Raw genomic sequence first — 23,465 nt, 5'->3', positions numbered from 1 at the left:
GGGTTCGTTTATAAGAATGACGTACTTTTAGAATCCTTTGTCTTGAACCCTGAATGCATTAAAATGAAAATAACTATCGCTATAGACGGCTTTTCGTCCACCGGAAAAAGCACCATTGCCAAAATGTTGGCTGAGAAATTGGAATATGTGTACATAGATACAGGTGCCATGTATAGGGCCGTAACCCTTTTCGCGATTCGGATCGGGGCGATAGACGATTCCAAGCAATTGGATACCCCGTTACTGGAGTCTCAATTGGATGCCATTAATCTAAGGTTCGAGCGTAATGGGGATACCGGAAAGGCCGATATGATATTGAACGGTGAAAACGTAGAGCGTGAGATACGGACTATGGCCGTTTCTACCAAAGTCAGTATCGTTTCTGAGCTTGCGGCCGTTCGCGAAAAGTTAGTGGCCGAACAGCGCCGGATGGGTGCCGACAAAGGTGTGGTTATGGATGGCCGTGATATAGGCACCGTCGTTTTCCCGGATGCCGAGCTGAAAATATTTATGACCGCCTCGGCCTCGGCCAGGGCCCATAGACGCTACAAAGAGCTGTTGGATAGGGGAGACGATGTGAATTACGACGAGATTTTGAAAAACGTACAAGAGCGCGATTATATAGACTCGCATCGCGAGCATTCGCCCTTAAAACAAGCCGAGGACGCCGTACCCTTCGATAACAGCCATATGGGCTTGGAAGACCAATTCGAGCGTATCTATAGTTTGGCCCAGGATCGTATTGGGGGTTAGTAATGTTGTTTAGCTGTTTTGATTTCGAATCCCCTAACTGGCCGGTAGAATCCTGTAGTGTCGGAGTTTAATATAGTGTTGGAGGGAATGGTGTCGAATTCGTAAATATCCGCTATTTGCCAGGGTAGAGATCGGAAAGCAACAATCCTGTTGTTTATGGCGTAAAAGTATCCTTCTTCATCGGCTCCATCTGGTAAATCATGTAAAAATCGGTGAACAATATATTGCTTTGAATCATGGATGAGGACTTTTTCGGATTCACAGGGCATTTTTTGTCCTAAATAGTAAAACGTATCCAGCATATTTGGATCTTTAATAAGTACATAGTCTAAAGTGTTATCCGCTTGAAGTCCTAAGGCATGAAAGACTTTCTTTTTGTGATACGTTATAGAGTATAAGGTTGAGTCTATACTCGATGGTACAGCGGTGTAGGCATTTTCATGATGTCGTACCACTATCTCTTCAATTGATTTAGTCGTGGTATTTTCCTTGCATGAGAGGAGTGTAAGACATGAGATGCTTGTTATAAGTAGAACTTTTGAGAGTGAAGGTTCATTGTAGGGCATACGAAGAGTTTGTGGAATTACAACAATTTCTATGTCGACATATTATACTAGTTTTTAGGAATAAAAAAAACCCTGCACTTTGCAGGGCTTTCTTTTAAACCTTTCCGAATAAAAACTATAGGTTCGGAATCACCAATTCTTGGTCGGGATGGATTACATCCGGGTTTTTAAGAATGTTGGTGTTGGCCTCGAAAATGGCCGTGTACTTCATAGGGTCGCCATAATAATGTTTGGCGATCTTGCTCAAAGACTCCCCGCTTTTTACTACATGGCGGTGGTAAACCGACTCATCGGCTACGGTAATGTTGGCTTTGATATCGGCCGGGCTCTCTCCTCCGATTTCCTTTATCTTGTCCCAGATGATGTTTTTTTCGTACTGGGTAGCTGCCTGTCCTTTTACCTTAAGGATACCGGCTTCTTCCCAAACATCGCCATTTTGGATACCTAATTGCTCACCAAGTTCCAAAACAGGCTGGTACTTTGCTTTAACGCTCATGAAATGTGTGTTTTAATGGTTAAATGATAGGCTGAATATACGAATTATCTTAATAAAATTCGAGAGGTAGGGTACATTTTCGATTTTAGGGAAAAGAGCTAGGTTAAAAAGTTATGTTGGCTTATGTCGCGCGTTAGGGATTGACGTGAAAAACCCACAGCCCGATAGGAGCGAGGATTTGCAACAGAAAGCCCGGCCCGACGGTAGGAGGGAAACGCCCAAACAAGAAAATAAAGAGGTTGTTTCTGATTGTAGCAGTATTTTCATCTCTCCCTATAGCTATAGTAGTACAAGCCAGCCCCTCTTCCGCTTAGAGGGGGGGGTAGCGAGGAAATAGCTGAATTAAATTTTGTGGTTAAACTAAGTATCTCAAAAAGAGCTTGGTAAAACCCATTATTCGTTGTATTTTTGCACTCCTTTTTAGCACCTGACAAAGGAAAAAGGGATTATTTGAATATAAACACTTCTGTTGTGTGTGTTAGCCTTTGTCGCACAATGGGATACAAATTTTAATCAGCATTATGGCTGAAGAAAAAACAACACCGGCGGCCGAGGAAAACCAGGAAGCCCAAGTAGCACAACCCACCGAGCAAGTACAAAATCCGGCTGAGTTTCTAGAGAACTTTAACTGGGAAAAGTACGAGCAGGGTATTGAAAGGGTAGCCGACTCTAAACTACAGGAGTTTGAGCAAATGGTATCTGAGAATTTCGTAGATACCGCCGATGAGGAAGTAGTTGAAGGTAAGGTGATCCACTTGACCGAGCGTGAGGCCATTATTGACATCAACGCCAAGAGTGAAGGGGTTATTTCTTTGAACGAGTTCCGTTACAATCCAGACCTTAAGGTAGGTGATACCGTAGAGGTTTTGATCGATATCCGCGAGGATAAAAACGGTCAGTTGGTATTGTCGCACCGTAAGGCCCGTACCATTATGGCATGGGATCGTGTGAACGCCGCCCACGACAAAGAAGAAATCGTAAATGGTTTTGTGAAGTGTAGGACTAAAGGAGGTATGATCGTTGATGTATTCGGCATCGAGGCCTTCTTGCCAGGTTCACAGATCGATGTGAAGCCTATTCGCGATTACGATCAGTACGTAGGTAAGACCATGGAATTCAAGGTGGTGAAGATCAACCACGAATTCAAGAACGTGGTGGTTTCGCACAAAGCCCTTATCGAGGCCGATATCGAAGAGCAGAAAAAAGAGATCATCTCCCAATTGGAGAAAGGTCAAGTATTGGAAGGTGTGGTCAAGAACATCACGTCTTACGGGGTCTTTATCGACCTTGGTGGCGTAGATGGTTTGGTACACATTACCGATCTTTCTTGGAGCCGTATCAACCACCCGAACGAAGTGGTGGAATTGGATCAGAAGTTGAACGTGGTTATCTTGGATTTCGACGACAACAAATCAAGAATCCAATTAGGTCTTAAGCAGTTAGAGAAGCACCCATGGGATGCTCTTGGCGATGAGATCAAGATCGGTGACCAGGTGAAAGGTAAGGTGGTTGTAATCGCTGATTACGGTGCCTTTATCGAAGTAGCCGAAGGTGTAGAAGGATTGATCCACGTTTCTGAAATGTCTTGGTCTACGCACTTGCGTTCGGCCCAAGATTTCGTAAAAGTAGGTGATGTGGTTGATGCCGTTGTTTTGACCATGGATCGCGAAGAGCGTAAAATGTCATTGGGTATCAAGCAATTGACCCCGGACCCATGGACCGATATTACTACCAAATACCCTGTTGGCTCGCGTCACAAAGGTATCGTACGTAACTTTACCAACTTTGGTGTGTTCGTAGAAATGGAAGAAGGTATCGACGGATTGATCTATATCTCTGACCTTTCTTGGACCAAGAAAGTGAAGCACCCATCTGAGTTCGTAAATGTTGGCGATACTTTGGAAGTGGAAGTATTGGAATTGGATGTTGATGGCCGTAAGCTAAGCTTGGGTCATAAGCAGACTACCGAGAACCCATGGGATAAGTACGAGCAAGAGTTCGCTTTGGGCTCTAGCCACAATGCTTCAATCCTAGAGGTGGTAGATAAAGGGGCTACCGTTCAGTTGAACGAAGATATCGTAGCCTTTGTTCCATCGCGTCACATGGAAAAAGAAGACGGAAGCAAGCTTAAGAAAGGTGAAGCCGCCGAATTCAAGATCATTGAGTTCAGTAAGGACTTTAAGCGTGTGGTAGCTAGCCATACCGCTGTATTCAGGGAAGAAGAGCAACGCAACATCAAAGCTGCCCAGCGTAAGGCTGCCGCTGCTGCCGATGAGGCCAAGCCAACCCTTGGAGATGCTAACGAAGCCCTTATGGCCTTGAAAGCCAAAATGGAAGCCGATTCTAAGAAGAAGTAAGAAATATTCTTTCTTTATAACGAAAGCCCGGGTTTTGCCCGGGCTTTTTGTTTTGTGGGTTTTATGTGATTTAACGATTTGTATAAAAATCGTGTTTGGTATTTATGTAGTTTTAATTTCCAAACCAACACGATATGAAATACTTCGCTCTTGTAATAGTCTTTCTGTTTCTGTCTTGTCAAGATGTTAAAAAGAAAGAGGGGTCAACACGGTCGAAAACCATCGTTACCGGAAAAGTTCTGAATTATGACACTTATGAAGGCTTACGTTTACTAAAGATCAAGCCCTTTCCTGGATTCCGCCGCGAATTGGATGTGGCCGATTTTTCTAAAGACGGAAGTTTTCGATTAGAATTTGAACAAGAAATCCCCCAAACTTTTCGAATCACTCCATTCTCCCACACCTACGTATATACTAAACCCGGTGACAGTATTTTTGTAACGCTTGATTTAACGGGAGAACAGAAAATGCTTATTGAAGGGGATGGTGTCGAAGATAATGTTTTCTTGAATCGGTTTTATGCTAAGAAAGATTTAGGAGATGACTTGAATCCAAGAACTACCCTGCTAGATGGAGATTCCTATGTGACAACCCTTGATAGTGTTCAAGAGATAAACAGCAATGTTTTGAATGGAATGTTGGAGGAAAGTATGGTCTCAAGAGGCTTGCGGACAACCTTACATTCTGAATTACTTAATGAACGTTTCCAAAGACTACTAAAGTATGCGTTGTATAATGTGAATTTTTCTGAAAGGCACGCGAAAGTGTCTGATGTATTTGGGAATGCTAGCCAAGTTAATGGGCAACAAAGTGTTGATGGTGTGAGATACAATTTGACCTTGACGGAATCGATGGAAAATGACATAGAGCAGATTCATGTGTCTGAAGGTTTGGTGGAAAATGAAGCTTTCGGGTATACAAGAGCCTTGTATTTGACCTATTTGAACAAACGTGATAATAGAAAAATTGATCCTAATAATATGACTGCATGGTTAGATTTAACCTACAACAGTTTTACAAATGCGCGGCAAAGGGATTATGCGTTGTATTTATTTGGGAAAAGCCAATTAGAGAACTATACTTTAAAATCTTTTCAAGCCCAGCAAGAGCATCTTTTTTCGCTAATCCAAGATCCATCGTTAAAGGAGAGGCTTTTGAAGGAGTATGTTAAGTTGAAAAAGTCAGGAATTCCTCTAGAGTCGATTGAAGCCTATAGTATTTATGATATTAAGCAAGAAGGCGTAATGAAAATTTTGGATAGTTTAATTCAAAAAGAAACTAATAAGGTTGTGTTGGTAGATTTTTGGACGAGTTGGTGTGCTCCTTGTCATGCGGATATGGTTAAGAGTGGACCGATTAAACACGAAAAATACGAAGGCCAGCCAATAGAATTTGTGTATTTGCAAATGGATTTAAATCATAAAAAAGGAAATGAGTTCATAAAGGTAAACCAAGTTAGTGGGGTTCATTTTCAATTTGGTAAAGAGGAGATAGATGATATCTTAAAATTCTATGCCGTAAAAGCTTTCCCGACACATATGATTATTAATAAACAAGGAGAAGTTGTGCGCAAGGGCAACTATCGATTATATGCACCAAAGACTCAATTTATATTGGATTCCTTGCTTAAAGAATAAGTCGGGCCTTTTTGAATTATTCACTACTTTTGTTATCCGGTACCGAGCCGATTAGCACTATGGGTCAAAAAGAACTACTTTCTGCCAAAGAGATCAATATCATTTTACACCGACTGGCTTGTCAACTACTGGAAAACCATCTCGATTTTTCCGATACCGTTTTGGTGGGCTTGCAGCCTCGGGGTAAATACCTTGCCCAACGGTTAGAACATATCCTAAAAGCGGAATATGGAGCCGATGGGGTTCAGTTGGGCTTACTCGACATTACCTTTTTTAGGGACGATTTCCGACGGGGCGATAAACCCTTACAGGCCAACAGTACCCATATCGATTTTTTGATCGAAGGCAAAAAAGTGGTTTTGGTAGACGATGTATTGTACACCGGTAGAAGTATCCGGGCGGCCCTAACGGCCCTACAGTCCTTCGGGAGACCTTCGGAGATAGAGCTGTTGACTTTGATCGATCGTCGTTTTAGTAGGCATTTGCCCATTCAACCCAATTATAGGGGCCGACAGGTAGATGCGATAAACCACGAAAAGGTAAAGGTGCTCTGGGAAGAGAACGACGGCGTCGATGCCGTTTATTTAATTGAAGATTAATCGTTTTGGGGCGCTGGGCGTCCCTTTTTTATATACAAGAATATGGCTGAACTGAGTGTGGATCATTTGTTGGGGATCAAATACCTGAACGAGGACGATATCCAGCTCATTTTTGAGACTGCGGACCATTTTAAGGAGGTAATCAACCGTTCCATTAAAAAGGTTCCCTCTTTGCGTGATATTACCATTGCCAATATCTTTTTCGAGAACAGTACCCGAACCAAATTGTCTTTTGAATTGGCCGAAAAACGCCTGTCGGCCGATATCGTGAATTTTTCAGCCGGACAATCGTCGGTGAAAAAGGGTGAGACTTTGGTCGATACGGTGAACAACATCCTTTCGATGAAGGTAGATATGGTGGTTATGCGCCACCCTAACCCTGGGGCGGGCATTTTCTTGGCCAAGCATGTAAACGCCGCCATCATAAATGCCGGCGATGGGGCCCATGAACACCCCACACAGGCTTTACTCGATTCGTTCTCCATTCGCGAACGTTTGGGCGATGTAGCCGGTAAAAAGGTGTTAATCGTGGGCGATATATTGCATTCGCGCGTGGCCTTGTCCAATATCTATGCCTTAAAGTTGCAGGGGGCCGAGGTAAAGGTATGTGGGCCTAAAACTTTAATTCCTAAATACATCGGGGATTTGGGGGTGTCGGTAGAGACCGATTTTCAAAAAGCCCTGGCCTGGTGCGATGTGGCCAATATGCTTCGGGTACAGAATGAACGTATGGATATTAGCTATTTTCCATCAACACGGGAGTATGCCATGCAATACGGACTTACCATGGAGCGCCTGAACCAACTCGATAAAGAGATCGTGGTTATGCATCCCGGGCCCATTAACAGGGGGGTAGAGGTAACCAGTGCCGTGGCCGATTCGTCACATTCCATTATTTTGGACCAAGTAGAAAACGGGGTTGCCGTACGTATGGCGGTAATTTATCTACTGGCCTCTAAAATCAAATCCATATGATAATAGATAAACAAGGAACGACCACCATAGTTTCCCAAGAGGATATAGATATACAGGCTTTTATCGCCAACTTAAATGCAAAATTGGAGGATTTGACCCACGACAATTTGGTGGTGAAATTGTTTTCCTTCGAAGATCTCACCGTAAGCCAGGTATTGGAATTCCAGCCCTTGTCCGATAACCATAGGGGCAAGAAACGATCGTTTGTGTTGGTAACCGCTAAGGTGTCTTACGACGAACTGCCCGAAAGTATTTGTGTGGTACCCACTTTGCAAGAGGCTATGGATTTTATTGAAATGGAAGAAATTGAGCGCGATTTGGGCTTTTAGGCCCGTTTTTTGCGTAAATGTCGATAAACCTAAAGCCTTATGAAGCTTAAGATCCTTGGTTGTTATGCCGCTACGCCCCGTTCCATGACCAATCCGTCTGCCCAGGTGTTGGAGTTGCGGAACCGTTTGTTTTTGATCGATTGTGGCGAAGGTACCCAAATGCAGTTGCGTAAGCAGAAGGTTCGTTTTTCGAAGATCGACCATATTTTCATCTCCCATTTGCACGGGGATCATTTTTTCGGCCTTCCGGGTTTATTGTCCACCTTCAAGTTGTTGGGGCGCGAAAAAGAACTGCATATTTATGGTCCAAAAGGTATTAAGGAAGCGGTTACCTTAATGCTTAAAGTTGGCGACTCATGGACCAATTACGATTTGGTTTTCCATGAATTGGAATCTAAAACTTCCGAACTCATTTTTGAGGATGATGCTATAGCCGTGTATACCATTCCTTTAGAACATCGCATTTATACCAATGGTTATTTGTTCAAGGAAAAATTGGGCGAGCGCAAACTGAATATAGAAGAGGTTAGGAAATACGATATACCCGTTTGCGATTTTCAAAATTTGAAGAACGGAAAAGATGCGGTATTGGAAGATGGTCGTATTATACCGAATACCCTACTCACCGATAATCCGCCGCATCCGTGGAGTTATGCCTACTGTAGCGACACCGTGTACAAAGAAGATATTGTGCCTTTATTGCAAAATGTAAAGGTGTTGTACCATGAATCTACTTTTCTGGAGTCGGAGCGAAGGCTTACGGGTAAGACCAAGCACAGTACGGCCATAGATGCGGCTACCATTGCCCAAAAGGCCCAAGTCTCACAGTTGATCTTGGGGCATTATTCGACCCGATACACCAATCTCGACCATTTTAAGGCCGAAGCGGAAACCGTTTTTGACCATGTGCATTTGGCCGAGGACGGTAAAGAGTTCCAGTTTTAAGGGGTGACTCTCCTTTTTTTTGATCCGAATTGTTGAACTTTGTATACTATCGGCTAGCTGAAAATTACTTGCGCACTGTAAACTAATTCACTAGGTCACTATTTACTGACTCACTAGCCCACTAATTACTATTTCACTAGCATACTAAGGCATGAAAGATCTTACCGATTACAGAAAGGTATACGAAAAGAAACAATTGTTGGAGTCCGATCTTCCGGAAAATCCTATGGAGTTGTTTCAAAAGTGGTTTTATGAGGTAGAGGAATTCCGGGGTGTGGAAGAACCCAATGCCATGACCTTGTCTACCCTCGGTGCCGATGGCTTTCCGGCGGCTAGGATCGTGCTGCTCAAGCAATATACTTACGAAGGTTTTATTTTTTATACCAATTACGAAAGTGATAAGGGCAAGGCTATCGCGGCAAATCCGGAGGTGTGCTTGTCGTTTTTCTGGCCCAATATGGAGCGTCAGGTAATTATAAAGGGGAAGGCCGAGAAATTGGCACCCAACCTTTCCGATGGTTATTTTGAATCGCGGCCTGTAGGCAGCCAATTGGGAGCCATTGCCTCGGAACAGTCACAGGTAGTACCTTCTAGAGAGTTTTTAGAGGAAAAACTAAAAGCAGCCGAAGCCAAATATGAAGGAAAAGAAGTGCCACGTCCCGACCACTGGGGTGGGTATTTGGTACGGCCCGAAAAGCTGGAATTTTGGCAAGGCAGGCCCAATCGATTACATGATCGTATTCGCTACAGCCTCCAATCGGATTATTCGTTTACCATTGAACGATTGTCTCCATGATTTTTTAATGGAAAATGCGGTTTCTTAAGCCGGGAAGCGTATTTTTATAGGCTAGCACTTCCGGTTATGCCTAAGACCCTTTACTTTATCAGACACGGAAAATCTTCCTGGGAGCATCAGGTTTCAGATCGAGAGCGCCCCTTAAAATCCCGTGGTACCAACGACGCCCGTTTAATTGGGTCATGGCTCCGTGAAAACAACATACAGCCTGATGCCGTATATACCAGTCCGGCCAAGCGGGCCCAAGCTACCAGCGTGCTTGTGTCGCACGAAATGGGTTACTCGGCGGATAAAATTGAGCTTGTCGAAGATTTGTATGATTTTTCGGGAGAATCTGTACACAGATTTATAAAAAGCTTAAACGATAATTTACATACCGTGTTTATTTTTGGCCATAATTATGCCTTTACCAATTTGGTCAATTTTTTTGGGAGCCGTTCCATAGAGAATCTCCCCACGGCCGGATTGGCCCGTATAACCTTTTCGCAAGATCAATGGGCCGAGGTTAGCGAAGGTAAAACCACCAAACTACTGTTTCCTAAAGAACTCAAAGCATGAACAAAACCAAAAACCAATATATAAACCGCGAGATCAGTTGGCTAAAATTCAACGAACGTGTATTACAGGAAAGTGCCGATAAAGAAAACGTCCCTTTGATCGAAAGATTACGCTTTTTAGGTATTTTCTCCAATAATCTCGATGAGTTCTTTAAGGTGCGTTATGCTACGGTAAAACGTATCGTAAATGCCGGTAAAAAGGGGAAGAGTGAATTGGGCGGACAAAAAGCAAAGGATCTTTTGGAGGAGATTACTACCGAGGTTATCCGTTTACAGGCTAAAAGTGTTGAGATACTGGGGCAAGTTGAGGATGAGTTACGCGACGAAGGTATTTTTATCGTTAAAGAGAATGAACTTTCTGAGCGCCAACAAGCTTTTGCCAAACAGTATTTTTTAGATAAGGTAAGTCCGGTTTTGATGACCATAATCCTGGGCGATGAAACCGATTTTCCGACCCTTAAGGATACGGCGGCCTATTTGGCCGTTCGTATGCAGTTGCAGGCCGAGGAGGAAAATGTGGTACCAGGGCTTCAATACGCCCTGATCGAAATACCCAAGGGGGTCGATCGTTTTGTGGTGTTGCCCAAGGAAGACGGCAACGACTGTATCATTATACTCGATGATCTTATCCGATACAATCTGGGCACCATTTTCAATATGTTCCCATTTGAGAGCATTTCGGCCCATATGATCAAAATTACCCGCGATGCCGAGTTGGATATCGATAATGATCTTTCGAAGAGTTTTATCGAGAAGATATCCTCTAGTGTCGATCACCGAAAAATGAGTGATCCCGTGCGCTTTGTCTACGACAAGAGCATAGCTTCCGATACCCTACAGTTCCTAAAAGGTAAGATGGGTATTGAAGATACCGATAGTGTTATACCCGGTGGGCGCTACCATAACCGTCGCGATTATATGGGCTTCCCTAGTTTAGGGCGTAAAGATCTAATGTATGCCCCTATAGAGCCATTGCCTGTAAAAGGTTTGGATGCCGAGGGCAGTATTTTGGAGCAGATTGCCCATAAAGACTATATGATCTATACCCCTTACCAGTCGTTTTCCTATGTAATTAGATTTTTAAGGGAGGCAGCTTTGGATCCGAAGGTAAAGGCGATTAAGCTGACAGTGTATCGTTTGGCCAATAATTCGCAAGTGGCCGCCAGTTTGATAAATGCCGCAAAAAACGGGAAACAGGTTACCGTGCAGATCGAGTTACAGGCCCGCTTCGATGAGCAAGCCAATATTGCTTATGCCGAACAACTACAGGCCGAGGGAATTCGTCTGATTTTCGGGGTGCCCGGATTAAAAGTACACAGTAAGATTTGTTTGGTAGAACGGGAAGAAGCCCAAGGCTTAAAACGTTATGGTTTTATCAGTACTGGTAATTTTAATGAATCTACCGCGAAGATTTATACCGATTATACTGTATTCACGGCCCATGAAGGTATTTTAAAGGATTTAGGTAAGGTGTTCGAATTTTTCGATGCCAATTATCTGTTGAAGAAATACAAACACCTGTTGGTGTCCCCGCATTATACCAAGGGCGCTTTTAGGGAGATGATCGATCAAGAGATCGAAAATGCGCAGGCAGGCAAGGAAGCCTATATTAAGGTGAAAATGAATTCCCTGACTTCATATAAGATGGTAGATAAACTGTATGAGGCCAGTAGGGCCGGGGTTAAGGTACAGCTAATCGTAAGGGGTATTTGTTGTTTGATACCAGGGGTAGAGGGTATGAGTGAAAATATTGAAGCCATTAGTGTGGTCGATAAATTTTTGGAACACCCCCGATTGTACATATTCGGGAATGGGGGCGATCCACAAGTGTACATCTCTTCAGCCGATTGGATGACCCGAAACCTCGATTATAGGGTAGAGGTGAGCTGTCCTATTTATGACGAAGACGTAAAGCAGGAATTACTGGATACTTTTGAGATTTCTTGGCGCGATAATGTAAAGGCCCGGGTGTTCTCTGCGTCCCAAGACAATGCCTATTTACGAGACGACCGCCCTAAAGTACGGTCACAATTTGCGAGTTACGACTACTATCAGGCCAAATTAGGAGAATAGACTACCTTGGTGTAATTCCTGTAGCCTTCGGGAGTTTGGCGGTACCCATAAAAAAGAGGCCGTAAAACGACCTCTTTTCAACTAACTGGAACAAACACTAGTTAAAGCGAATTCAGAAAGGCTAAAAGACTTTCCCGGTCCGCTGTCGATAACTCCTTAAAGGAATCTTTACTTTTTAAGGCTTCACCGCCATGCCATAGAATGGCTTCCGTGAGGTTTTTGGCACGCCCATCGTGTAAGAAATCGGTATGTCCGTTGATCAATTGGGTTAACCCAATGCCCCAAAGTGGCCGGGTTTTCCATTCGTTCCCATCTGCCAAGAAATCAGGCCTGCCGTCGGCTAGACCTTCACCCATGTCGTGTAACAACATATCGGTATAAGGGTAAAAGGTTTGATTGGAAATCGATGGTATGCCTGGAAAATTGCCCGATGTCTGCTGGGGAACATGGCATTGGGCGCATCCGATGGTTTCGAAGATTTCGGCACCTTTTTGTACTTGAGGACTATCGATATTCCTTGGGGCCGGTACGCCCAGGGTACGACAATACAAAGTGACTTCATCTAAAATACTATCGGCAATTTCGGGGTCATCGCCCAAGCCGTCGTTACCGTTGCTTTGATCTACTCCGGCTTCTATGGGAAAGACATAGTTGGTTATCCCCATATCTTCTTTATAGGCCCCGGCTGATTGTAGTAAGACCGTTGCGGTATTGGCTTTCCAGCCAAAGCGGCCCACGGCCATTTTTTCGGCCACGGGATCCCATACATAATTGGCTTTACCGGATATGCCGTCACCGTCAGAATCGTCAATATCTTGTCTCGAAAGAATTACCGATTCCGGAATGGCTTCAAGTAGGCCTAGTCCGAATACGGGAGGGCCGATTCGTGGCGATAACATGGCGTTGGCTGGAAAAGTGGTGTAAGGGTCGGTAATACTATAATTCGGTTTTTTAAGCGTGATCTTAGTTCCGTCGGCAAGGGTTTCGACAATGTCGGTATAGGTAACCTTAAACTTTAACTCCGGTTCGTAATTACGGATGGCCTGGTTTTGTAATTGTAATCCAAATCCGGGGGTAGGGACCGGGCCACCATGTGGATCTTTACCAGGGACACTGGTTCTTAAAAAGAAGCCACTTAAAGCATTAATATCTCCAGTGGGAAAAGCGGCCCTGCCGTCTTTAGGGTGACACTCAATACAGGTTTTGTTGTTGAAAATCGGTCCAAGGCCTTGGTTTACCTCTGCAGGCGCCGTTACGAAAACAGCTTCAAATTGGGCGTCTCCAGCCAAGTGCAGCGCTAGGTTTTTGGCGGTCATATTTGGTGCTGGTGTCTCAAAGGCAATACTAGTGGCTGAATGTACCGTGGTTTCCCCACCGGCCATTAGGCGGGCAGTGAGATCTAGGGGTTGTGGTGGTGTTTCGTTGTCGTCTTGACAGGAAATCAGCAATATCCCAATAGGAATCGCATAGAGGAGTTTACGTATCATAGCTTTAAAAGAATAAACAAGCCCCTTGGTTCCTGACACCCAAGGGGCTGTGATTGTTATTTAAGGTTTTGGATCAGTGGTTTTAGTTCACTTTCCAGAGTGGTTTGCAAGGTCTTGACCGCAGTTTGCGCACTGGCTACCTCGTTTCTATTGTTAGCAATGGCATTGGTGAAAGTACCGGGGATACTTTCGATTTTAGTAATGGCATCGGCAATTTGATCGATGATCTTGGTGTTTAGATCGGCATTGTTGGCGGTAACGACATCGGTCAAACCTTTTCCAGATACGGCGGCATAATCGCCTAAGTAAACATTTTGGATACTACGGATGTTATCGGCAAAATCTTTTTTGGAGTTGTGGCTAAAACGCGATTCTTCGGCCTCAGGCTTAGCGTTACCTCCATTTCCGTTCAAAGGATCTTCGATTTTTCCGTTACCTACTTCATCGGCAATGGTAATCATGCCATCTACCAATTCGGTTAGGGCCAATACTTGTGAGGTGTATAGGCTTCCGTTTTCCCCAGCGTTGATAAAGTTGGCGGCATAGTTTCCGCCACTGGCTTTCCAGCCATCGTACAACTGTTGGGTTTTAGATTGGAAATCTGCAGTAGCGGCCTTTAGGTATTCTACTTCCCGCTCGGTTAGGTCGCCCGATTTTTTAAATCCGTCCAGACCCCATATGAAATACTCAATGGTGTGAAAACCACGGGCATCATCATTGGTAGCCAAAAGGGTGGCGGTAATTGGCTCGCTACTGGCTAATAGGGCATCAATGGCGTTTACATCTACAGGCCACGAATCTATGGCAGGGTCAATACCTTCTGTATCCACGGGTCCGTATAAGAAGCCTTCTGATTGTTCCCAAGGCGAACGGGCCTCTCTCCAAGCGGTTTTTACAGTTTCAAAATCGGCATCATCGCCAATGGTAAAGTCGTTTACGGCGGCTTGTAAAGCCAAGGCCCGGTCGTTTAAGGTTTTATAGGTTTCGGTTATTACGTTATTGGCCGTATTGGTTAGTTCGCCTTTATAGTCTGATTTAGGTTGTGGGGTTTCTCCGCCATTGTCGTCTGAACTACAGGCTATAATTATGGAGGCGGCCAAAAGGGTTAAGAGTGTTCTAGGATTAAAATAGGTTTTCATAATGTGAAAAATGAAATGTTTGAAATAGATGATTAGAATTAAAATCGGAAACCGACACCGGTAGAGAAAGTCCTGTCAACCTGCTTTTCTCCGGTGGGCTCCAGTGTAGTAGGGTCGTTGTGCATAGACCCTAACTTTTTATAGTTGTATTGTGTTTTTAAGATAATTTGGGGGTGGATGAACCAGTTAATTCCTCCGGTATAACTGTTCCTTTCCCATCGGGGATTGTTGATTACTGGCGATTCTACCCGGTGCATGGTATCGTAATAATCGTAGCGAACGAAAGGGTATAGCATCATGTTTTTGGTGTTGTTTACGAGCAGGGGTAGTATATCGTAGCCTAGTTCTGCGGAAAAACCCACGGCATTTTTTCCGACAGGGGTACGTTTGGCACCAAGGGCGTTGGGTAGGTTGGCATTGCGTTGCGATATGAGGGCCGAGTTTTCGACCTGACCATAAAGCCCCATGGTGCTAAATCGCCAGGGGTGTTCGTCTATGGTAATGTGGGCCTCGGCCATAGTTACATAGGCGGTTTCGTTAATGTCGTCCTTGGGTCGGTTTGCAGCGGCATCCCCGATATAAAAAGCGACGCCGGCATACGTATTTTTGTGGGTGCCGAATTTATAGTCCAAGCGAGTCATTAAGGCTAAGGCATCGGCGTTTACCATTTCGAATTTGGTCTGTTGTCCACCCCGAATCCAATTTCTCGAACTAAAGCCCGAAGAATCGAAACCGCTGGTCACGGCCAAATGATAGTTGAAGCGTTTGGCAAAAGTACCGTAGAAATCTACCCCGGTTTCATAAAACCCTACGGGAAGCAAGGTGTTTTCCATTTCGGGCCGGTAGGTGGTAAAATATTCGTCAGGGGTATCGAGGTTTTGGGCCGTACCGAAGTAATTTTTAAACTTTCCGATTTTGATGCCCAACCATGGGGTAGCTTTGATGTCGATATAGATTTGCTCGAGTTGGATTTCCCCTCCGGCCTCGATTTCCGTTTCAAATTCACCGAATTCTTCTTGGGTATCGAGCTCCAAAGTACTTCCGGTACCGCCATGTTCGATTTCGATTTCCGATTTAAAGGCGAAGGTTTTGTTGAAATGATAGTTCAAATACAAGTTCAGCCTTTCCGCGTCGAATTTGTTTCTTAGGTCTGGGTCGGTATCGTGGTCGTTGGCATAATAGTTTACGACGCCATAACCGTGAAGGGTAAACTTGCTCCATTGAAATAAAGGGTCCTCTTTTTTAAGGGAATCGGCAGCTAGGGTTAGCTCGGCAAGTATTTCTTCTTTAAGTTCCTTTTTAAGCTGATCTCTATCGTCGGTTTGTGCGCTGCCTATTTGAATGGCATAGAATCCTAGGGTAGCGAACAAGAAAGTTCTAAGTTGCATTATTTAGATTAATTAAAAATAGACAACAAATGTATGTGCTCTATTTTTAACTCACAACGTTTATTTAGAATAATTAAAAACAAATGATATTTGTCATAAAACCCGATTTTTTCAAACTGAGGGAAGTCCAGGGTGTTAGGTAGGGTAGTAGGTTGTGGTAACGTGTTGTTTTTTAAAAAGTTGGGATTAGGGTAAAAAAAAGACCGTTGCGGTAAACAACGGTCTTTTTATATTTTGTTATAATGGTTAATTATCCGTGCACAGTCTCTTTTTTACCGAGCTCTTTCATTAGTTCGGCCTCATATTGTAATAAATCTTCCCATTTTTGGTCCACTTCGGCCCGGTCGCCATATTCCCTGGCGAATTTTAGAAACATGGTATAATGATTGGCCTCACTTACCATAAGATCACGATAAAATTCAGCCAATTCCTTATCGGCTATGTTTTCAGATAATAAACGAAAACGTTCGCAGCTTCGGGCTTCAATTAGGGCGGCTACCAACAATTGGTGTATCATATGGGTATTGCGGCTTCCTCCCTTGGGGAAAAACTTATGAAGGGCCACCACATATTCGTCTTTACGTTCCCGGCCCAGTTCATAACCTCGTTTTATGATCCAATCGTGCACCATTTTAAAATGGGCCATTTCTTCACGGGCCAAAGCCGTCATCGATTGTACCAAATCTACTTTTTCCGGGAATTTTACGATCAAAGAAATGGCCATGCTGGCCGCTTTTTGTTCGCAATACGCATGATCGGTTAGTATTTCGGCTATGTTTTTCTCAACAATATTGACCCATCTGGGGTCGGTCGGTAATTTTAGGCCTAGCATCTGTAAAATATTTGTTCCAAAGGTAAAAATAATTGAACTTAGCAAGCGATAATTACTGGGATTATACGCAATTTGGCATACGAATCCCTTTAGAATGGAGTTGTAAACTAGGGCCTATCCGTTATTTGGATAGGAAACCAAAAATAGGAGTCCGAAAAAATGTTGTTGCCCATGTTAAGGTCCGATAAAATATTGCCTTTACTTACAGATTCCGTGGCCCAATGGTTGTCGGAAAAATCAGAAATAATAGTAGCGAACCAATCTGCTAAAGATTTGTTCTTGACCTATACGTTGTTGGCTAGGAAAGCGACCTCTAATGTACTCGAAATCGAGGATGGGGAGGATAGCGGCTTGGGATACTTTAAATCGCATAGGGCAAACGAGCTGGAAATAGCCCGTATGTATCTCTTGATATATGTGTTGGAGCAAGACTTTGATTTTTTTAAGGACAAGGTGGTCAAACTGACCCAAGTGGCCGATATTACCGAATTGGAGACCTTTTTAAAGTATCTTCATTTCCTTCCCCAGGCTGCATATTTTAGGGATACGGCGGTAGATGCGCTAAGAACCAATATTGGGACGGTTTTCGATGCCATTTCCCAAGATAATCCGTATCCGGCGCTACATTTTAATGACCAGCAATGGAACCAAATGTTCCTAAAGGCTGCTTTTATCCAAAGCGATTTGAATGGTATACGTGATATAGAAGCTCGAGGCAATGCCGATTTGGCCCGTATCGTGTCCGACTATGCCCACGAACGTTGGGCGGCTTCGCGAACTATCGATGCCCATATTTGGCGACCGGTAACCCATTATTTAGAAGGGGTGTTGTTAGAAGATATGGAGCGTTTGTTCCAGAGTGAAGATCCGGTAGAGCGCAAGGCGGCGACCTTATGTTGTTCAAATGCCACCAATACCCAAGCCAAGGCGCTGTTAGGGATATATCCTGAGTTTAGCGAGGCCGTACAAACAAATGAATTGAATTGGAATACCTTAAAGAATTGATATGGAAGAGAAGTTGATGCTTATAGACCCCCACGTACATATGTCGGCCCGTACGACCGACGATTATGAAGCCATGGCTGCCGCCGGCGTAGTGGCCGTAATCGAACCTTCGTTTTGGTTGGGCCAACCCCGTACCCAGATTGGGAGTTTTCAAGACTATTTTAGCAGTTTGGTGGGGTGGGAGCCTTTTCGTGCCAGTCAGTTCGGGATCAAACATTATTGTACGATAGGTTTAAATTCCAAAGAGGCCAACAATGAAGCTTTGGCCGAACAAGTAATGGAGTTGTTGCCCTTATATCTGCATAAAGAAAATGTGGTGGGTATCGGAGAGATCGGCTATGACGATCAAACCCCGGCCGAAGACAAGTATTTCAGGGCCCAATTGGAGTTGGCCAAGGAATTGGATCTTTTGGTACAGGTACATACCCCCCATCGCGATAAAAAAGAAGGTACCCGCAAAAGTATGGAAGTCTGTTTGGAGCATGGCCTTAAGCCCTCGCAGGTAATCATTGATCATAACAATGAGGAAACGGTGCAAGATGTACTCGATAAAGGGTTTTGGGCGGCCTTTACCATTTATCCGAAAACGAAAATGGGAAATGCCCGTATGGTAGAAGTGGTAAAACGTTTTGGAAGTGAGCGCATTATTGTCGACAGTTCGGCCGATTGGGGTATAAGCGATCCTATGGCCGTACCAAAAACGGCAGGTTTAATGTTGCGTTCGGGCGTATCGCGCGAAGATGTGATCAAAACTTGTTATAGTAACGCCTTGGAGGCCTACAGCCAAACCGGGGTTATGAAAGAAGAACACTGGAAGAACGCCAAGGGCATCGATCAGTCGCAATTGTTCAATGATAATAGTATCCTAAGGGGACAAACGCCTAGGATTGATAGTGAGCATATAGAGTAGTGAACCCAAAACTAAAAGGATACCTGCAATTGGCCCGACCGGCCAATTTACCTACGAGTGCAGCCGATATTGTGGCCGGGGCTTCTTTGGCTGGGGCTTTTGTAGCCATTCAAGGCTCCAATTGGTCTGCAGTACCATGGTTGGATTTCTTGGTATTGCTCAGTTCAAGTGTGTTGCTGTATGCTGCAGGTGTAATCTTAAACGATGTTTTCGATCTGCCCATTGATCGGGTCGAGCGGCCCGAGCGCCCTTTACCTAGTGGTCTTATTGCAGTAAAAGCGGCCTCTTTATTTGGTGCCTCCTTGATGTCTATTGGTGTGGCCTTAGCTTTTTTGGTACATGTCTTGGCCGGCAGTTTGGCCTTGGCTTTGGCCTTGGCGATACTATTGTACGATGCCTTAGCCAAAAAACACGGCTTTTTTGGGCCATTGGTCATGGGAAGCTGTAGGGGGCTCAATCTGTTGTTGGGTATGTCTGTTTTAGGGTTGGTAGAAAACTGGTGGTTCGCTTTGGTACCCGTAGTTTATATTTATGCCATTACCTTGATCAGTAGGGGCGAGGTTTTCGGGAAAAATAAGTTGCAGATCGTGGTTGCGGGCATAATGTACGCAACGGTTGTAGTAAGTCTGCTTTGGGTGGCAAACGGCCTTGGAAATCTGTGGTATGTACTACCATTTGCCCTGCTGTTTACCGGATTTGTGTATCTTCCGCTGTTTCGGGCGTATTCACAAAATAGTCCCACGAATATTAAAAAAGCGGTAATTGCCGGGGTTATGGGCGTTGTATTGCTCGCTTCGGTTTGGTGTGCCGCGGCAGGGGTATGGCAAATGGCACTTTTGGTGCTGTTGTTGTTACCGCTGTCTAAATTCTTGGCGAAGCAATTCGCTGTTACGTAGATTGCAGATATGGAGTTTTTAAAACCGATACGGCAGCGTTTTGCCGTTGAATATGATTATACCCTTCACTTTACCCAAGATGTTTTTGGGGCCGATAATCCTTTGCTGTATGAGCTGTTAAAAGACTATAGCTCGCAAGGTAAGGTGAAGCTATTGGCCGTTGTAGATGATGCCGTGTCTCAAGCGCATCCAGATTTAAGCGATAAGATTGCGGCCTATGGAAAACACTTTGCCGATAATATGGTCATTACCGAAGTACTGGTGGTTTCCGGAGGTGAAAAGGCCAAGGTAGATACAGCCCATTTGAATGCGGTATTGGAAGCTATCGATGGTAACCGAATCTGCCGACATTCTTTTGTATTGGCCATTGGTGGAGGTGCGTTGGTAGATATGGTCGGTTATGCCGCTGCCATTGCCCATAGGGGGGTTAAGTTGATACGTATCCCCACTACGGTACTCTCACAGAACGATGCTGCAGTGGGGGTAAAGAACAGTGTGAATATTTTTGGCAAAAAGAACTTTTTGGGCACTTTCGCCCCGCCTTTTGCCATTATAAACGATAGTGATTTTTTAACCACCCTCGAAAAACGCGATTGGGTTTCCGGAATCGCTGAAGCGGTAAAGGTGGCCTTGATCAAAGATGCCACTTTCTATGGCTATCTAGAGGCTAATGCCAAGGCCTTAGCGCGTCGCGAGATGGAACCCATGCAGTATTTGATCCATCGCTGTGCCGAATTGCATATGCAGCATATTGCCCAAGGCGGAGATCCTTTCGAAAGTGGTTCGTCCCGTCCGTTGGATTTTGGTCATTGGGCGGCCCATAAATTGGAGCAATTGACCCAATACGAACTGCGTCATGGTGAGGCGGTGGCCATTGGTATGGCCCTAGATGTTACCTATGCCCATTTAATAGGTATGATCGATGCCACGACCTTAGAACGTATCAAAACCACCTTAACCGATAGTGGTTTCGAGCTTAAAATACCCATTGAAAAAGGGCAAGAAGATAGTCTTTTGGTTGGTTTGGAAGAGTTTCGCGAACATTTGGGCGGGGAACTGTGTATTACCCTAATTTCCGAAATCGGTAAAAAGGTAGATGTAGATACCATTGATAAAGAGACCATGAAAAAGGCCATGTGGCAATTGAATCAATGGAGTTAAGCCCTTTCGGACATATTAGTTATTGTACCAACATCCATGCGGGAGAGCATTGGGAAGAGGTGTTTGATAAACTGAAACAATATATTCCGAGGATTAAGACCGAGGTGAGTCCTGATAAGTCTTTTGGGATTGGTCTGCGTTTGTCCGATATCGCTTCCAAAGAACTTCTGGAGGGAAATAACTTGACTGAATTCGTAAACTGGATGGCCGAGACGGATACCTATGTGTTTACCATGAACGGTTTTCCATTCGGTAGTTTTCATAATACGGTGGTAAAAGATCAGGTGCATGCCCCTGACTGGATCACCCAGGCCCGATTAGACTATAGCAAACGGTTGCTTTTTATACTCTCCCAGATTTTACCCCAAGGTATGTCTGGCGGGGTATCGACCAATCCGGTGGGTTATCGGCATTGGTTTAAAGGCCAATCTGAATCTGAAGGGGCTCTGGAGAAAGGGGCAAGTCAAATGCTGGAAGTGGCACTGTACTTGCATCAATTGGAGAAAGAAACCGGTAAATACCTGCATCTTGATATTGAGCCCGAACCCGATGGGTTTTTGGAAAACAGCCCGGAAGTACTCGATTTCTTTCAAGAGTATCTGTTGAGATTGGGTAAGCCTAAGTTTCAAAACGAGTTAGGGGTTTCTGCTGAGGAAGCGGAACGACTGATCAAGAGGCATTTGACCCTCTGTTACGATATCTGTCATTTTGCCCTAGCCTATGAAAGTCCGGAATATACGCTAGGGGCCCTAAAACAAGCCGGAATTCAAGTGGGTAAGGTACAGGTAAGTGCCGCCCTGCGCATACTTTTCGATGCCGAGCCTAATAAGGTGTGGCAAGTGCTGGAAGCCTTTGACGAAAGCACTTATTTGCACCAAGTAACCCAGCAAACTGAAGAAGGGGTGAAAACCTATGCCGATCTGCCCGATTTATTGGCGCACAAAGGCGATTTTACCGAATTACGTGCCCATTTTCATGTGCCTATTTTCTTGGAACGTTACGGACTTTTACAAAGTACCCAAGACCAAATAAAAGCTGTGGTCGATTATGCCAAAACCCACGCGGTAAGCGAGCACTGGGAGGTGGAAACCTATACCTGGGATGTGCTTCCGGCTGACTTAAAGACCGAAATGGGGGCTTGTATTATTCGGGAGTTGCAGTGGTTAAAAAGCGAATTTGAATCGTGATGAACAAAACGGTTGTTATTAATATAGTTGGGCTTTCCCAAAAATTGATTGGGGAACACACCCCTTTTATCCAAGCGTTTCAAGATAGGGGAAAGGGGGCCACTATTAAACCGGTGTTGCCGGCGGTTACCTGTACGGCCCAATCTACTTATCTCACGGGTAAATGGCCTCAAGAGCACGGTATAGTGGCCAATGGTTGGTACTTTAAAGATGAGTGCGAGGTAAAACTATGGCGACAATCGAATAAGTTGGTCGAGGCGCCCAAGATTTGGGACGAACTCAAAGCCCTTGATCCAAACTTTAGCTGCGCCAATATGTTTTGGTGGTACAATATGTATTCTACGGTCGATTTTTCGGCCACACCAAGGCCTAATTATTTGGCAGACGGAAGAAAGACGCCCGATTTTTATGCACACCCGGCCGAACTTCGCGACGGTCTTAAACAAGAGTTGGGCGAGTTTCCGCTGTTCCATTTTTGGGGACCTAAAACTTCCATAAAATCCAGTCAATGGATCGCCGATGCCAGTATACATACCGATAAAAAACACGATCCTACACTCACTTTTATCTATCTGCCGCATTTAGATTATAACGTACAACGGCATGGGAACGATTTTTCGAAAATCGCCAAAGACCTGCAAGAAGTAGATGGGGTAGTGGCCCAATTGGTCGATTATTACGAAGCTAAGGGAGCGCGTGTAGTGTTGTTGTCCGAATATGGTATAACCGATGTAGATACGCCCATACATATCAATCGGATGCTGCGGGCGGCCAACTTACTACAGATTCGCGTTGAGCGAGGTCTGGAATTGTTGGATGCCGGTGCTTCAAAGGCCTTTGCTATGGCCGATCATCAAATCGCCCATATTTATCTGAACGACCCAGGGGTAAAGGAAATGGTTTTGCAAGTATTGCAGGGGCAAGCGGGAATAGCGCAGGTCTTACATGGTGATGCGTTGGAAGAGTATAGATTAAACCACGATCGTTGTGGTGATATCGTTTTGGTTGCGGAAGAAAACGCCTGGTTTACCTATTATTTTTGGGAATACGATGCCGTGGCACCCGATTATGCACGTATGGTCGATATCCATAAAAAGCCCGGTTATGATCCGGTGGAAATGTTCACCGATCCCCAAGACCCATTTGTAGTGCCCAAAATCATTGGTAAACTCATCAAGAAAAAACTGGGTTTTAGGACTGTGATGGATGTAATTCCCCTAAAACCAGAATTGGTAAAAGGCTCGCATGGTTGTATTCCAAAAAAGAAAGAAGATCATCCGGTGTTCATTACCAATCACCTGGACTGTCAGTTCCCTGAGGGGTTGGAAGCGGTCGGAGTGTACGATTTGCTCAAACGACATATTGTTGATCAATAAC

22 protein-coding genes are annotated in these 23,465 nt (G+C 44.5%); 16 read left to right on the top strand and 6 right to left on the bottom strand.

Annotation, left to right across the window (positions count from 1 at the left end; all coding sequences use genetic code 11):
• Nucleotides 1–63: 63 nt before the first annotated feature.
• Nucleotides 64–753 carry a (d)CMP kinase gene (gene cmk, locus B7P33_RS02080; RefSeq protein ID WP_097440299.1) on the top strand — a complete coding sequence of 230 codons (690 nt, stop codon included), beginning with the start codon at nucleotides 64–66 and terminating at the stop codon, nucleotides 751–753.
• Here cmk and B7P33_RS02075 read toward each other — a convergent pair.
• On the bottom strand, nucleotides 750–1,319 hold the full coding sequence (locus tag B7P33_RS02075) for a hypothetical protein (protein ID WP_097440298.1): 570 nt from the start codon (nucleotides 1,317–1,319) through the stop codon (nucleotides 750–752). The two genes, cmk and B7P33_RS02075, sit on opposite strands and share 4 nt — an antisense overlap.
• Before the next feature lie 115 nt (nucleotides 1,320–1,434).
• Nucleotides 1,435–1,815, bottom strand: coding sequence for a LysM peptidoglycan-binding domain-containing protein (locus B7P33_RS02070; protein ID WP_097440297.1), 381 nt, complete (start codon nucleotides 1,813–1,815; stop codon nucleotides 1,435–1,437).
• Nucleotides 1,816–2,336: 521 nt separating this feature from the next.
• Here B7P33_RS02070 and rpsA point away from each other — a divergent pair.
• The 9 genes from rpsA (at nucleotide 2,337) to ppk1 (ending at nucleotide 12,083) form a co-directional block, all read left to right on the top strand.
• On the top strand, nucleotides 2,337–4,172 hold the full coding sequence (rpsA, locus tag B7P33_RS02065; protein WP_097440296.1) for a 30S ribosomal protein S1: 1,836 nt from the start codon (nucleotides 2,337–2,339) through the stop codon (nucleotides 4,170–4,172).
• A 134-nt stretch (nucleotides 4,173–4,306) separates the two neighbouring features.
• Nucleotides 4,307–5,809 carry a TlpA family protein disulfide reductase gene (locus tag B7P33_RS02060; protein WP_097440295.1) on the top strand — a complete coding sequence of 501 codons (1,503 nt, stop codon included), beginning with the start codon at nucleotides 4,307–4,309 and terminating at the stop codon, nucleotides 5,807–5,809.
• Nucleotides 5,810–5,868: 59 nt separating this feature from the next.
• Nucleotides 5,869–6,408 (top strand): bifunctional pyr operon transcriptional regulator/uracil phosphoribosyltransferase PyrR, encoded by a 540-nt coding sequence (pyrR, locus tag B7P33_RS02055; protein ID WP_097440294.1) that lies wholly within the window; start codon nucleotides 5,869–5,871, stop codon nucleotides 6,406–6,408.
• Nucleotides 6,409–6,450: 42 nt separating this feature from the next.
• A complete protein-coding gene (locus tag B7P33_RS02050; RefSeq protein WP_097440293.1) occupies nucleotides 6,451–7,383 on the top strand; it encodes an aspartate carbamoyltransferase catalytic subunit in 933 nt (310 codons plus the stop codon).
• Nucleotides 7,380–7,712, top strand: coding sequence for a ribonuclease Z (locus B7P33_RS02045; RefSeq protein ID WP_097440292.1), 333 nt, complete (start codon nucleotides 7,380–7,382; stop codon nucleotides 7,710–7,712). The genes B7P33_RS02050 and B7P33_RS02045 overlap by 4 nt, the downstream gene beginning before the upstream one ends.
• A gap of 39 nt (nucleotides 7,713–7,751) precedes the next feature.
• The gene (locus B7P33_RS02040; RefSeq protein WP_097440291.1) at nucleotides 7,752–8,657 is read left to right on the top strand and encodes a ribonuclease Z; all 906 of its coding nucleotides are present in this window, start codon (nucleotides 7,752–7,754) and stop codon (nucleotides 8,655–8,657) included.
• 151 nt (nucleotides 8,658–8,808) lie between these two features.
• Nucleotides 8,809–9,453, top strand: a complete 645-nt coding sequence (gene pdxH, locus B7P33_RS02035; protein WP_097440290.1) for a pyridoxamine 5'-phosphate oxidase — start codon at nucleotides 8,809–8,811, stop codon at nucleotides 9,451–9,453.
• Nucleotides 9,454–9,519: 66 nt separating this feature from the next.
• Nucleotides 9,520–10,011: a SixA phosphatase family protein gene (locus B7P33_RS02030; RefSeq protein ID WP_097440289.1), complete on the top strand. Its 492-nt coding sequence runs from the start codon at nucleotides 9,520–9,522 to the stop codon at nucleotides 10,009–10,011.
• On the top strand, nucleotides 10,008–12,083 hold the full coding sequence (ppk1, locus tag B7P33_RS02025) for a polyphosphate kinase 1 (protein ID WP_097440288.1): 2,076 nt from the start codon (nucleotides 10,008–10,010) through the stop codon (nucleotides 12,081–12,083). The genes B7P33_RS02030 and ppk1 overlap by 4 nt, the downstream gene beginning before the upstream one ends.
• 101 nt (nucleotides 12,084–12,184) lie before the next feature.
• Here ppk1 and B7P33_RS02020 read toward each other — a convergent pair whose 3' ends face one another.
• The 4 genes from B7P33_RS02020 to miaE form a co-directional block, all read right to left on the bottom strand.
• Nucleotides 12,185–13,570, bottom strand: coding sequence for a di-heme oxidoreductase family protein (locus tag B7P33_RS02020; RefSeq protein WP_097440287.1), 1,386 nt, complete (start codon nucleotides 13,568–13,570; stop codon nucleotides 12,185–12,187).
• Nucleotides 13,571–13,626: 56 nt separating this feature from the next.
• Complete coding sequence (locus B7P33_RS02015) at nucleotides 13,627–14,709, bottom strand: imelysin family protein (RefSeq protein ID WP_097440286.1); 1,083 nt, start codon at nucleotides 14,707–14,709, stop codon at nucleotides 13,627–13,629.
• A gap of 38 nt (nucleotides 14,710–14,747) precedes the next feature.
• On the bottom strand, nucleotides 14,748–16,097 hold the full coding sequence (locus B7P33_RS02010) for a hypothetical protein (protein ID WP_097440285.1): 1,350 nt from the start codon (nucleotides 16,095–16,097) through the stop codon (nucleotides 14,748–14,750).
• Nucleotides 16,098–16,347: 250 nt separating this feature from the next.
• Nucleotides 16,348–16,929 carry a MiaE family protein gene (miaE, locus tag B7P33_RS02005; protein WP_097440284.1) on the bottom strand — a complete coding sequence of 194 codons (582 nt, stop codon included), beginning with the start codon at nucleotides 16,927–16,929 and terminating at the stop codon, nucleotides 16,348–16,350.
• Nucleotides 16,930–17,100: 171 nt separating this feature from the next.
• Between miaE and B7P33_RS02000 the strand changes: the two genes are divergently transcribed.
• The 6 genes from B7P33_RS02000 to B7P33_RS01975 are packed head-to-tail and all read left to right on the top strand — an operon-like array spanning nucleotide 17,101 to nucleotide 23,464.
• A complete protein-coding gene (locus B7P33_RS02000; RefSeq protein WP_097440756.1) occupies nucleotides 17,101–17,934 on the top strand; it encodes an EboA domain-containing protein in 834 nt (277 codons plus the stop codon).
• Nucleotide 17,935: 1 nt separating this feature from the next.
• Nucleotides 17,936–18,844, top strand: a complete 909-nt coding sequence (locus tag B7P33_RS01995) for a TatD family hydrolase (RefSeq protein WP_097440283.1) — start codon at nucleotides 17,936–17,938, stop codon at nucleotides 18,842–18,844.
• Complete coding sequence (gene eboC / locus B7P33_RS01990) at nucleotides 18,844–19,740, top strand: UbiA-like protein EboC (protein WP_097440282.1); 897 nt, start codon at nucleotides 18,844–18,846, stop codon at nucleotides 19,738–19,740. The genes B7P33_RS01995 and eboC overlap by 1 nt, the downstream gene beginning before the upstream one ends.
• Before the next feature lie 9 nt (nucleotides 19,741–19,749).
• Nucleotides 19,750–20,901 (top strand): 3-dehydroquinate synthase, encoded by a 1,152-nt coding sequence (locus tag B7P33_RS01985; RefSeq protein ID WP_097440281.1) that lies wholly within the window; start codon nucleotides 19,750–19,752, stop codon nucleotides 20,899–20,901.
• Nucleotides 20,877–22,088 (top strand): metabolite traffic protein EboE, encoded by a 1,212-nt coding sequence (eboE, locus tag B7P33_RS01980; protein ID WP_245871602.1) that lies wholly within the window; start codon nucleotides 20,877–20,879, stop codon nucleotides 22,086–22,088. The genes B7P33_RS01985 and eboE overlap by 25 nt, the downstream gene beginning before the upstream one ends.
• Complete coding sequence (locus B7P33_RS01975) at nucleotides 22,088–23,464, top strand: alkaline phosphatase family protein (RefSeq protein WP_097440279.1); 1,377 nt, start codon at nucleotides 22,088–22,090, stop codon at nucleotides 23,462–23,464. The genes eboE and B7P33_RS01975 overlap by 1 nt, the downstream gene beginning before the upstream one ends.
• The last annotated feature ends 1 nt before the right edge of the window (nucleotide 23,465 follow it).

The sequence above is a fragment of the Sediminicola luteus genome (assembly GCF_002514735.1).
Taxonomy (GTDB): Bacteria; Bacteroidota; Bacteroidia; order Flavobacteriales; family Flavobacteriaceae; genus HQA918.
The sequence above is the reverse complement of the archived record's forward strand: the minus strand, read 5'-3'. Positions and strand labels throughout refer to the sequence as shown.